This is a genomic window from Methanobacterium formicicum DSM 3637 (assembly GCF_000302455.1).
In the GTDB taxonomy this organism is placed as follows: Archaea; Methanobacteriota; Methanobacteria; order Methanobacteriales; family Methanobacteriaceae; genus Methanobacterium; species Methanobacterium formicicum_A.
This window is the reverse complement of record NZ_AMPO01000010.1, coordinates 1-12,923: the sequence shown is the minus strand read 5'-3', so window position 1 is coordinate 12,923 and position 12,923 is coordinate 1. Positions and strand designations below refer to the sequence as shown.

The 12,923-nt window shown below is 37.6% G+C and carries 10 protein-coding genes and 1 CRISPR repeat array; of the genes, 7 read left to right on the top strand and 3 right to left on the bottom strand.

Annotated features, from left to right (window positions below; translation table 11 throughout):
• The first annotated feature begins 360 nt into the window (after positions 1–360).
• The 5 genes from A994_RS10320 (at position 361) to A994_RS10300 (ending at position 6,831) form a co-directional block, all read left to right on the top strand.
• Positions 361–1,026, top strand: a complete 666-nt coding sequence (locus tag A994_RS10320) for a molybdopterin-dependent oxidoreductase (RefSeq protein ID WP_004031521.1) — start codon at positions 361–363, stop codon at positions 1,024–1,026.
• A 686-nt stretch (positions 1,027–1,712) separates the two neighbouring features.
• Positions 1,713–2,477, top strand: a complete 765-nt coding sequence (locus tag A994_RS10310; protein WP_004031519.1) for a metallophosphoesterase — start codon at positions 1,713–1,715, stop codon at positions 2,475–2,477.
• A 143-nt stretch (positions 2,478–2,620) separates the two neighbouring features.
• Positions 2,621–5,200, top strand: coding sequence for an ATP-dependent helicase (locus A994_RS10305; protein WP_004031518.1), 2,580 nt, complete (start codon positions 2,621–2,623; stop codon positions 5,198–5,200).
• 262 nt (positions 5,201–5,462) lie between these two features.
• Positions 5,463–5,834: a type I glutamate--ammonia ligase gene (locus tag A994_RS13560; protein ID WP_237739733.1), complete on the top strand. Its 372-nt coding sequence runs from the start codon at positions 5,463–5,465 to the stop codon at positions 5,832–5,834.
• Positions 5,797–6,831: a glutamine synthetase family protein gene (locus A994_RS10300; protein WP_237739732.1), complete on the top strand. Its 1,035-nt coding sequence runs from the start codon at positions 5,797–5,799 to the stop codon at positions 6,829–6,831. Before A994_RS13560 ends, A994_RS10300 begins: the two co-directional genes overlap by 38 nt.
• A 173-nt stretch (positions 6,832–7,004) precedes the next feature.
• On the opposite strand, the gene A994_RS10295 is transcribed toward A994_RS10300, so the two are convergent.
• From A994_RS10295 to A994_RS10285, 3 genes are all read right to left on the bottom strand, one after another.
• Positions 7,005–7,772, bottom strand: coding sequence for a hypothetical protein (locus tag A994_RS10295; protein ID WP_004031517.1), 768 nt, complete (start codon positions 7,770–7,772; stop codon positions 7,005–7,007).
• A gap of 171 nt (positions 7,773–7,943) precedes the next feature.
• Positions 7,944–8,933, bottom strand: a complete 990-nt coding sequence (hisG, locus tag A994_RS10290; RefSeq protein ID WP_004031516.1) for an ATP phosphoribosyltransferase — start codon at positions 8,931–8,933, stop codon at positions 7,944–7,946.
• A 448-nt stretch (positions 8,934–9,381) separates the two neighbouring features.
• Complete coding sequence (locus tag A994_RS10285) at positions 9,382–9,801, bottom strand: hypothetical protein (protein ID WP_394295006.1); 420 nt, start codon at positions 9,799–9,801, stop codon at positions 9,382–9,384.
• Positions 9,802–10,191: 390 nt separating this feature from the next.
• Here A994_RS10285 and nikR point away from each other — a divergent pair, with 390 nt between their 5' ends.
• Both nikR and A994_RS10275 read left to right on the top strand, forming a co-directional pair.
• Positions 10,192–10,599: a nickel-responsive transcriptional regulator NikR gene (nikR, locus tag A994_RS10280; protein ID WP_048204218.1), complete on the top strand. Its 408-nt coding sequence runs from the start codon at positions 10,192–10,194 to the stop codon at positions 10,597–10,599.
• Positions 10,600–10,997: 398 nt separating this feature from the next.
• Positions 10,998–11,351 (top strand): hypothetical protein, encoded by a 354-nt coding sequence (locus A994_RS10275; protein WP_004031513.1) that lies wholly within the window; start codon positions 10,998–11,000, stop codon positions 11,349–11,351.
• Between the two features lie 209 nt (positions 11,352–11,560).
• Positions 11,561–12,909: a CRISPR direct-repeat array (repeat unit 30 nt; unit sequence ATTTCAATCCCAATATGGTCTGATTTTAGT).
• Between the last annotated feature and the right edge of the window lie 14 nt (positions 12,910–12,923).

The window sequence follows — 12,923 nt, the reverse complement described above, 5'->3', positions numbered from 1 at the left end:
CGCGCTATTGATATTTTTTTTGATACATCAAATGGTTAAAAGTAGCTAATGCCATATATTTCATTTATAAAGTATATAAAATAGGTTTTATTCGCAAAACTCACAAAAAATGTTTATTTCTGCTTTAATTGGTAATTTCCACTAGTTTATGCGATGAATATTCTAATGGCAAAAAAATTTCCAGGGATAAATGCTTTATATGAGGGTTAACTTAAATATAACTAGTATTAATGGATTTTCAGTAAAATTGAGTATTAAATATGTTCAGTTGTAAATTGTCAAAAATTCAGGGATACTTAACCATAAAAATACCCTTCCTGACTTTTCAAAAAAGGTAAAATGATAGGGGGTAGATGAATAATGATAAAACAATACATTGCCGTGGGTGCAATCGTTATTATCATGTTACTGGCCATTGTAATTAGTCTGGACTTATTGCCTCCCAGTACAATTCCCCTTGATTCTGTGGAAGTTACCAACTATCAGGGACAGCAACTATCATCGGTTAACGACTTCCGTGAAAACTCAATTAAAGGACCCCAGTACGTGAATATTACCAGTTACCATCTGGAAGTAGATGGACTGGTGGCTAACCCCCAAAATTATACTTATGATCAGGTTAAGGATTTCCAGAGTTATCAGAAAGTGGTTAAACTGGATTGTGTGGAAGGATGGAATGTGAATATACTTTGGCAGGGAGTACTGGTAAAGGATATCCTTAATGATGTGAAACCATTACCCCAGGCAAACACCGTGATTTTTTATGCAGTTGATGGTTATTCCACCTCTTTTCCACTGGAATACCTTCAGAATAACCAGATATTAATGGCGTATAAGATGAACAATGCCACTTTACCTACTGAGAGGGGATTCCCATTTCAACTGGTGGCAGAGAGTAAATGGGGATACAAGTGGATAAAATGGATAAACAGGATTGAACTATCTGATAATCCTAATTACCAGGGTTACTGGGAAAGCAGAGGATATTCCACAACCGGTAACCTCAATGAAAGCTTTTTAAAATGATAAATCATTAAATGATTCCCTCATTAAATACTAGATCAAAACACACCCAGGTTGTTTAAAATGGACAGGAAACCCATTAAAAAAGCTGTTCATATTACTTTGATAATTTTGATATTCATTGTTATCATTTCTGGCCTGGGAATAACCTATTACAGAAGTATAGAATTTATCACAGGAGGTTTACTCGATAAAACCCTTTCTTTCCAGCTACACACCCTCCTGTTTTTACCATTTCTTTTGATACTTCTAATTCACATCTTTTTTTCATGGCTTTGGCCTAAAAAATAAAGCAACAATAAATATAAAACAAGCAAACATCAAATATATATACTTAAATAAGTTGATCTTTAACTATATTGATATCATATAGATAATAGATTCCTAAATTTATAGTGATAACCACATCATTACTGACTACAAACCTTACTGATTTACATAATCATTTTATAACATTTACACAGTTCCAATAAATTACCATAAGAACTAACAAATCACATACCGATTTTCTAAAGATATTTTTTCTATTAGTAATTATTCCACATCTTAAATGAGAATCTAGTCCTAACTAGATATTTAAAAATAATACTCTGAAAATTAAGAAGTAATATTCCAATATTTAAGGATGAATAAGGTTTTAAATGATAAACAGGATTTTGAGATTAAAAAAAGGGTTTTAGAGGATAAACATGGTTGATGATATTATTTTTGGTGCCAGGATTCTGGATCTGGCCCTGGAAGTTGAGGATCACCTTATAATATCCGATCTTCACTTGGGATACGAGGAAGCATTGAACTACCAGGGTATTATGATACCCAAGTTCCAGTACCCCAAAATCATTAAGAGAATGGAAGAAATCCATTCTCGTAGTGATTGTGCTAACATCATCATTAACGGTGACCTTAAACATGAATTTGGTAAGATAAATCGTCAGGAGTGGAAAGAAACCCTGAAATTCATTGATTACCTTAAGGAACGTTTCCAGAAAATCATTCTGATCAAGGGTAATCACGATCCCCTGACACCAATAATAGCCGAAAAAACTGGTTTAGAAGTGTACCCCTATTATTCAACCGGTAATTTCATAGTAATGCATGGTGATAAGATTCCAGGAAAATGGGATGAAATCACCGAACAAAAGATCATAATTGGACATGAACATCCCTCGGTTGGAATTAGAAGCGGTGAAAGAATGGAGAAGGTTAAATGTTTCCTTGCCGGAGATTTTCGGGATAAAAAAATGATTGTAATGCCATCATTTAACTTCATCACCGAAGGTTCAGATGTTCTCCATGAAAAACCACTCTCCCCCTTTTTAAAAGAAGCCAAACATGATGATCTGGAGGTTTTTGGGGTTGAAAACTTTGAAACATTCTATTTTGGTAAAATAAGTCATCTTTTGAATGTTCAACAGGAACCATATCCTTATGATTCTCATTTTATAGAATTTTAAGGGGTAAGGTTATGAAAACTACTATAAATCATTGAAAAAAAATCCCAAATCATTAAAAACACTCTAAATCATTAAAACAAGTTTAAATCCATAAAACGGTTCTAAATCACCATTAAAGAGAGATTATTAAAATTTAAGATAAAATGATAGTAAGACAGGATAAAAAATATTCTGATAAGGATATTTATAAAATTCTACATCCCTGGGCCAGGGAATGGTTCAAGGGGAAGTTTGAAACATTTTCCGAGGCACAGCGCCAGTCAATCGTGGATATACACCAGGGAAAAAATGTGCTGGTCTCATCACCCACTGGTTCCGGTAAAACCCTCACTGCATTTCTATCCATAATCAGCGAACTCACCCGTCTGGCTGATCAGGAAATCCTGGAAGACCGTGTTTATTGCCTGTACATATCCCCATTAAAGGCACTGGATAATGATATTGAGAAGAACCTGGAAGAACCATTAACTGAGATTGAAAAGATAGCCGGGCACGAGCTTGGTATTCGTAAGGCAGTGCGTACCGGGGACACCAGCCAGTATGAAAGGTCCAAGATGCTTAAAAAGCCACCTCACATCCTCATTACCACCCCTGAATCTCTTTCAATCCTTCTCTGCGCACCCAAGTTCAGGGAAAAACTTTCCAAGGTTCGCTACGTGATTATAGATGAAATACACTCCCTGGCCGAGAATAAGCGCGGAGTACACCTCAGTCTCAGTCTGGAGAGATTGGAACACCTCACTGGTGGATTTGTACGTGTCGGTCTCAGTGCCACTGTACACCCCCTGGAGAGGATGGCAGAATTTTTGGTGGGCTACTCCTATGGCCAGCCACGGGATTGTCTCATTGTGGATGTAAATTATCTGAAACAACTGGATATGGAAGTGATCTGCCCGGTTAAGGATATCATAGCCACAGAACCTGATGAAACCAACAAGGCCATGTATCAGATGCTCCATGATCTCATCCAGGAACACCAGACCACCCTCATCTTCACCAACACCCGTAGTGGTACTGAAAGTGTGGTTTTCAACCTTAAAAAAAGGTACCCTGGTAGTTACCATGACCAGAATATAATGGCCCACCATTCCAGTCTCTCCAGGGAACTGCGACTGGAGGCCGAAAACAAGTTAAAGGAGGGGAAGCTGAAAGTTGTGGTCTCATCCACCAGTCTGGAGCTGGGAATAGATATTGGTTACATTGACCTGGTGGTACTGGTTTCCAGCCCCAAATCTGTCTCCAGAGCCCTGCAAAGAATAGGTAGGAGTGGCCATCAGTTACATGAAAAATCCAAGGGCAGGATGATGGTGGTAGACCGTGACGACCTGGTGGAATGTGCTCTCATTCTTAAAAATGCCATAGAAGGAAAGATCGACGAGATACACATCCCTGAAAACTGTCTGGATGTTTTATCCCAGCAGATATATGGTATGGCCATTGAACAGCGCTGGGACCTGGATGAAGCACTCCAGCTTATCCAGGGAAGTTACCCCTACAGAGAACTGAGTAAAGATGATTATCACAGTGTCCTGAGCTATCTAGCCGGTGAGTACACCCGATTAGAGGACCGTTACGTCTATGCCAAGATATGGGTGGACTGGGATGAAAACCGCATGGGAAAAAGGGGTAAACTGGCCCGTATGCTCTATTCAACAAACATTGGAACCATACCCGACCGCAGTGCTGCAGTGGTAAAATGTGGTGGTGAAGTGGTGGGTAGGATTGAAGAGGACTTCATGGAAAAACTCAAAAAAGGTGATAGTTTCGTATTAGGAGGGCGCATCTACCGTTTTAATTATGCCCGTGGAATGAGTGTGAATGTCAGCCCTGCTTCTGGCCCCCCAACCATTCCCTCCTGGTTTTCAGAACAGCTACCATTGTCATTTGATCTGGCTATGTCCATTGGGAAGTTCAGGGGAATACTGGAATGGGAATTTAAAAAGGGTAGAAGTAAAGAGGAAATCATTGAATTCATACACCAGTATCTCTACCTGGATCACAACGCTGCCAACTCCATTTACCAGTACTTCCGGGAGCAGTACCTCTACGCAGTGGTACCCAACCTTAAAACATTACTGGTGGAGTATTACACCGGTTTTGGCGGTCGTAAATTTGTGGTGTTCCATTCACTCTTTGGAAGAAGGGTTAACGATGTCTTAAGCCGTGCCCTGGCTTACGTTATTGCCAGAAGGTATCGGCACGATGTTATGATATCCATCTCTGATAATGGATTCTACCTTTCCAGTGAGGGTAAGATCGGTGCACTGGAGGCTTTCCAGGAGCTCACATCTGAAAACCTGGAAAACTACCTTAAAGAAGCAATTGACCGTACCGAGACACTGGCTGGAAGGTTCAGGCACTGCGCTGGACGTTCCCTCATGATCCTCCGGCGTTACAAGGGTCAGGAGAAATCCGTGGGGCGTCAGCAGGTTAAGGGTAAGATTCTCTTAAAGTTCGTGAAGGAACTGGACCCTAACTTCCCCATTCTCAAGGAAGCTAGGAGAGAAGTTACCGAAGACTTCATGGATGTTAAAAATGCTCTGAACGTGTTAAAAATGATTGAAGATGGTAAAATGGAGATAAAACATATAAATACCAAAATACCATCCCCATTTGCTTTTAACCTGGTGTCTCAGGGATACCTCGATGTTTTAAAGTATGAAGAAAGAATAGAATTCATTAGAAGAATGCATGAAGCTATTATCAAGGAAATAGATGGGTAAACTACTTTTTTCAAAATCTCTAGTAAATCATGCCCCCTCCCCAATTTCATCCTCTAATAATATTTACAGACAATCTTAAGATCTCAATCCATCCATATTCATTTTTCAATTGTAATATCCACGATAATCTTAAGATCTGCAGATACTCCATCATTACAGTTAAATAATCCGGAGCCATAATCAATGTTAAATTATCATAAGTAGTAATCAATTAGAAGTAAAGAGCCATGATTACTAGGACATGATGCCAACGGTGACGTTAATGACGAAAAATATATCAGACTCCAAACCCTGTTTTATTAGAGTACTATGGTGTGATAATGCCAATATCATCCGGGCAAAAGCGGTTTGTGTGGACGAAATTAAGGATCAAGAAGTCTCAGTGGGTATTTCACGTGCCCAGCAGGGGGTTCCAGTGATGTACGATGGAGTGGTAGCAGGATGCGGACTGGATCCAGTGGGTGAAATAAATTTAAAGGGAGACATGTCAACTTTGACACCAATACCCTATGCTCCGGGTCATGCCCGGGTTATGGGTGATATGTTTTATGAGGGAAAGGTCTGGGATAACTGTCCCCGTGGGTTTTTAAAAAAAAATGATCAACGCCCTTCAGGAAGAAGGTTTAAATGTTAAAGCAGCCTTTGAAAATGAATTTTATCTCCTAAAACATGATGATGAAAAAAGGGATAATACGAATGGTAAAAATAATAAAAAGAACAGTAATGGTGTACCAATCAAACCATCAGAGTTTACCCCTTTTGCATCCTCTTACTCCATGGATTTAAACTATCACATCATCAGCGATATAGTTGAAGCATTAATTGCCCAGAACATCACAGTCCAACAGTATTATCCGGAGTCGGGTCCTGGTCAGCACGAAATAACTATCATGTATTCTGATGCGCTGAGTGCTGCTGATAATCAGATTGTTTACCGGGAGACAGTGAAGGGCATTGCATCTAAACACGGCCTTCAAGCATCTTTTCTTCCCAAAATTTTCCCCGATACAGCAGGTAATGGCTGTCATCTACATCTTAGCCTGTGGCAGGATGATATGAATATTTTACATGACTCAGAATCCGATTATGGTCTTAGTGAAGCTGGGGAACAATTCATAGCAGGAATACTGTATCATTTACCTTCACTTGCTGCCATCACCACCCCCATACCCAGATCTTACCGCAGGATAAGACCCCAGATGTGGAGTGGAGCATTCCAAGTATGGGGTTTTAACAACCGTGAGGCAGCTATAAGAGTAATCCGTGAAGATGATGGTAGGATACTGCACTTTGAAGTTAAAACTGTCGATGCATCAGCTAATCCTTACCTTGCTTTGGGGGTAGTGATTAGCGCTGGACTTGATGGTATCCGTAAAAAGATGGAACTTCCCCGTCCAATCCAGAAAGACCCTGCTAATCTATCAGATGCGGAAATGAAGGAAATGGGAGTTAAACTACTTCCCAGTAATCTGAAAGAAGCCCTTGCTAATCTTAAAAAGGATAAAACTATTTTAGATGCATTGGGAGAAGATCTTTCCAGATCTTACCTGGCTGTCAAAAGTGCAGAATACGAAGCTCTGGGAAAGTTATCCTCTGAAAGGGAAGTGGATTTACTGCTGGAGAAATACTAAAATTAATCAAGAAAAATAATGAATTAATCATATGTTGGGAATTGCTGGGTTCCTTTTTATATAAGATTAAATTCTATTTTTATAAAGAGAAGGTAGTTTAAAGTGAATTTAGTTCTTTTTATAACAGAATGCGGTTTAAATAGAATACGGTTTAAATAGAATGCTGTTGCTTTTTATAAAGAAAAAGCAGGTTCATTGATAATAGATTTTATCAGCTTCTGGGCAACCCCAACTTCAGAGGATTTACCACTGACTGCAATCCATATTGACCCTTCTGCACCAGCAACTCCACCTGCAGCTACTAATTCTGCAGTGGCACCGGTTAAACTGGAAATGGCCTCTATTTCAGTGAAAACTTCTCCCACCACCGGTAAAAGCCGTGGCCCCTGGTTACCCGGAGTATTCAATTTCAGTGCAAGATCATCCAGATCAGTGTGGACCCTTTTTTCCAGCCCCACTGGAAGGATTAAACGCACCCTGCGACCGATAACTGCCTGTAATGCTACCCCAATGGTTCCACCATGGGGATGGCCAATATATATGGCGGCCTTATTATGAAGATAATTTATGGCATTAGCACCCTTTAAAATCACATCCCCTTCCTTAAGATCATCCACAACATCGAATATGGTTAAACCTTTCTTCCAGGTACCATTAACTATTACCACATCACCGGGGAATTCAGTTTCAGATTTAAGTCGTCCGGTTTTATCAGTTAGTCCCACCGGAGGTAGTACTATTCCCCTGAAGAATTTTTTCCTGGAGAATTCTTCCAGTTGTTCCAGGGAGGATAAGATTTCTTCAGCCACATAACCATTGGTTGTTCCGGCTATTATGACAACTGTTCCATCCTTTAGGGCTTTTTTAATAGCATGATGTTCTTTTAATGCCCTGGCAATTAATCTTTTACCTGCTGCTGGAGTAATCAGAAACTGTTCCATTCAATCCCCCCATGTCCTGTTTTGTTAATAATAGGTTGCTAACACTGATTTAGGGCTCAATACTGTTTGGATAAACCTAGATCCGGCTTGGTTGATAATAAATTACTAAGTCAGATCATCAACCAAATTACCTGACTAGATTAGTGCCCTGATTTACTTTAGTACCCCAATTTACTGAACATACTGCTTAACATTTTCACGGACAATAGCCGAAGCACCGAAGCTTTTTATTCCTTTTAACATTTCAGGGAATTTGTTTTTAGGAATTAAGACGTTGACCTGGGAGAAGCTGCTTCCTACCACCACTGTGGGCTCATCAGAACAGTATTCATTGGAGAGGAGGAAGTCTTTCACATCATCCACCCGCTGGTTGGCAATGTTGAATTTCACATCAAAGTATCTTCGAGCGTTGATTGCACCAAATAACTGTTCGAATATTATTTTTGCTTTTTCAGCCTTCTCCTGTGTGCAGCTGGGACCCGCGTATAATCCTGCACTGGATTCCATTATGGTTTCCAGGATCTTCAATCCTGCTTTTCGGAGGCTGCTTCCAGTTTGAGTATTATCCACTATCAAATCTGCTCCCTTGGCTATGTAAACTTCGGTGGCACCGTCTGAGTTGATGATCTGGACCATTTCATTGTCCCCATCCCACAAACCACGTACCTGAACCAATGGTTTGCTTTCCCCGAATAATTCCCGGTAACTCTCATTTTCCATGAAAAACTGTCTGGTGAGGTTAGGGTATTCTGTGAAGCATAATATGGGAGTTTTTCTATCTTTATTAGCCCTGAAGAAGTCTGAAAGAGATTCATAAGGGTCTTCATTGGGTACTGCTACTATCAACCTGGTTTGACCGTAATCCAGATCACCCACCTTTCTTATGAGTTTTCCTTCCACATTCACGGATTCTTCTCTGGCCCAGTCTTCCCCGATTATAGCTATGTCCAGGATTTGCCGGTTAAGTTCTACCGGGGCACTCTGGGGTCTGGTTAGGAATCCTTTTATTTCCGGATCATTTAATATGGTAATTTCATTTTCTTCCTTACCGGGTTCGTATCCACGAACCTCATAACCTGCATCAACAAATAATTGGTATGTGTTTCCCCTGTTAACATTATTTAAACTTCCTTTAGGAAGTCCTAGTATTATTTTTTCCATTTTTTTATACTCCTTGATTATAAATCGAATTAAATGCCTTTTGTAATGTTAAACCTTTCTTGTAATGTTAGATTTAACCAATCTACTTTTATTAATTAGTTCCGGATTATAATTTAAGAAAACCAATCTAATATATTATTCTCTTTATCTTTTATGTAAATCAACCCGAAATTAAAATCACATAATAAACTATTTAAACCCAAAATCATTCTATAAGCGAAACATATCCCCTAAATCAACTGTCAGAGTCTTTAAAAAGAGCAGATATGTTCTAAACGGAACACTAAACAGAACAGTTAAACTGAAAAAACTGGTTTTTTAAAGAATAAATTGAAACGAAATAACATGTTCCTAAAGGAAAAAAAAGATTTAAAGGAAAAAAAGATTTTTTAAAAGAGAATAATAGTTTATAAATTAATCAAAAAAATATTAATCAAATGAATGATGATTAAAATTTAAACCCCATATTGGTCAAAGTGGTCGAGTAATTGGTTAAGTTGTAGGTTGCTATGAATTTATCATAGCCCATGGTGTAAAGCATTACTACTCCAATAGCCCAGAAGATTCCTCCAATTACCAGGAATGCCAGTCCCCAGAATTTAGCCTCTTTTTCCTTCCGGGTTATTAAGTATAATCCAGAAGCTATGGCTAATGGAAGGAAAAATACTATACCAAAAAATCCAATGATTTTTGATAAAAAGTACGAATTTTTAGTACCTGGTTGATCTATACTACTTTGAATTACGGTTCTTTTCCCATTTTCTCCCTTGATCTCGGAGGTTGGGTTTTTTGGATAACCACAGAACCTGCAGCGGTCTGAATTTTCCGGATATTCTACTCCACACTTTGGACATCGCAAATTTTTCACCTTATATTAAATACATTAACCCCTCATTTAATCTTATTGGATATTCCAGAAGACTATAAACCAGTTAATCATACAAATTATAAAAAATGTTGGGGTGATTATTACCAGTTTGTATAATAATTTTTTGCTGTTTGACAGTTCATATTAATCTTCATCCCTAAAATATTCAATATTTCCTTATTAATGAATGAATAATGTAGAAATTATGGTTTTAAACTTTAAAAATTCTCTTTTTTAGAATATATCTTTTTAATCTAATTTAATTCTAAAAATAATGGATTTAATATTTTTTAATTTTTGTGGTAAAAAATTAGAATAGTAACAATTTAATAATAGTTAGATCATACTTAATAAATAGTTACAATTTGAATAATAAAAAGGGGGAGATCAGTGATGAGAATAAGCATGTCCTTACCGAAGAAATTGTTAAACGAGTTCGACGAAGTTTTAAAAGATAGGGGCTATAATTCCAGATCTAAAGGAATTCGAGATGCCCTGAAGGACTACATAGTACGATACCAGTGGATGAGGGACATAGAAGGGGATAGGATAGGTATAGTGGCTGTTATCTACGACCACCATTATACAGGGGTACTGGAAGACCTGACTGATATTCAGCATGAATTCAGGGACTACATAAACGCCACTATGCACATCCACATGACTGGGAAAAACTGTCTGGAAGTAATAGTGGTTAAAGGAGAAGCCCAGGAAATCAGGAACCTGACTGAAAAGATAATGAGACTAAAAGGTGTGGAACACGTTAAACTGACCACTGCTGCTGGTGGAGAACAATAAATTAACTCCTACCCCGAACTAACCTTAAGTGTGCATGATTAACTCAAATGACGCCAGTCTATGATACTAGGCAGATAATACCAGTTTGGAGAATCTATCCTTTCTTTAAATGTAGGTAGTGAATCATTTAAGAAGCCCATTGCAGGAGTTACCACAAGGAAACGTACAGAACAATTTAGTAGATTATTCCATCATTTTTTTAGTATTTTCACCCCATATGGCTTTACTCTGAATTATGAGTCCAGGATAGTTAGATCCAATTATAGAGTCTCATTTATTCCACAATCTGATTTTTAGTATTTTTTCATAGCTCCAGCTTCTCAGGTTAAATACACCAAGTTTTTAACACCAGGAGAACTAAGGAACTATTAACTAAAAAAATAATGAAGGGATTAAAAATGACATCTATGTGTTCAAATCCAAATTGTAGTAATGTTAAACGGGTGGAAGGTGAGGTTTGCCCTGAGTGTGGAAGTCCAGCTAAAGAGATGGGATTTAGGGAGGGCACATCCATGATAAAACTTAAAAAGGAGACTATGAATCAAAGAGAAGATGAAACCCATGAAATAACAGTTTCAGAAGTGGATGATAACATAGATGACAAAGTAGATTGTGAAATAAACACGGAAGAGAACAAAGCTAAAGAAAAAATGGTTAACACCAGTGCAGGGATAAACAGCCCCATATTAAAGATTCTGGTTTTTATTGGAGTTGTAATAGTATTTTATATATTGTTTACATCAATATTTTGATTTAAATTAATTTATAAACTTGGAGAAATAAACAACTAACTAAAAACTAATTAATTAAATAATGGAATAAATAATCTCTTTTTCTCCTTTTCAGAAGGTTTCTGCCACCATCGATATTTATCACAATTAAATTTCTTAAATACCCCCAAATTCCAATTTGGTCTGATTTTAGTTTAGTAATGGAGTTACTAAGGTATTAGGCCAGGTTCATTTCAATCCCAATATGGTCTGATTTTAGTATTAATTTTCTCATTCAACATTTCAACAAAGGTCGATTTCAATCCCAATATGGTCTGATTTTAGTTTGGATTCATTGGTTTATTATTCCTTTTCTATGGCAATTTCAATCTCAATATGGTCTGATTTTAGTTGAATTTTGTTACCGGCAGCATCTCGGCCCATCATTATTTCAATCCCAATATGGTCTGATTTTAGTGGGTGTAAATGTCCCCGCCCATCATGCCCAGGGTTATTTCAATCCCAATATGGTCTGATTTTAGTCTGGAAGCCCGTAGTGAGACTTGAACTCACAACCAAATTTCAATCCCAATATGGTCTGATTTTAGTTCACGTACCCGGGCCACTATAAAATCTCGCTCATCCATTTCAATCCCAATATGGTCTGATTTTAGTGAGTTTATCACGTAAAGCTTGTTCTTTACCTACTTCATTTCAATCCCAATATGGTCTGATTTTAGTCAGTTGGAGAGGATTAAAAATGTATTGTCTACATTGATTTCAATCCCAATATGGTCTGATTTTAGTTCTTTAGGATGGAAGATCCCCACATTAGGTTCTGTAATTTCAATCCCAATATAGTCTGATTTTAGTATTGTTACGTTATCAGGATCTTCGATTACAATGGCATTTCAATCCCAATATGGTCTGATTTTAGTGGAACCTATGAAACATTTATATCCAACCTAAAAGAATTTCAATCCCAATATGGTCTGATTTTAGTCTCTTAGAAACTGAAATATCAGATGAGATGAACAAACATTTCAATCCCAATATGGTCTGATTTTAGTCATGGTCTGGAGATAAACATGTAACACTCTCAATTGAATTTCAATCCCAATATGGTCTGATTTTAGTATATGCTCCACCTGTAACGGCCGTATTATCTCCAGTATTTCAATCCCAATATGGTCTGATTTTAGTTACTTATCCAGCTAATTCCCATTTCCCTATATTAATATTTCAATCCCAATATGGTCTGATTTTAGTATAATCTCCCTGTTTATACAAACTCCCTACAGTCCCATTTCAATCCCAATATGGTCTGATTTTAGTACTGCAATATTGCAACTGTCATGAGATTTGCAAATATTTCAATCCCAATATGGTCTGATTTTAGTAGCCATGAGGATAATAAATATTCTCAATAGTGAAAAATTTCAATCCCAATATGGTCTGATTTTAGTCGATCTCTTCAACAATAAAATCAGAGTGAGGATCATCATTTCAATCCCAATATGGTCTGATTTTAGTAATCACACTAATTCTAATTCTTATCAGTGGATACGTCATTTCAATCCCAATATGGTCTGATTTTAGTGGCCTGGCAACTTT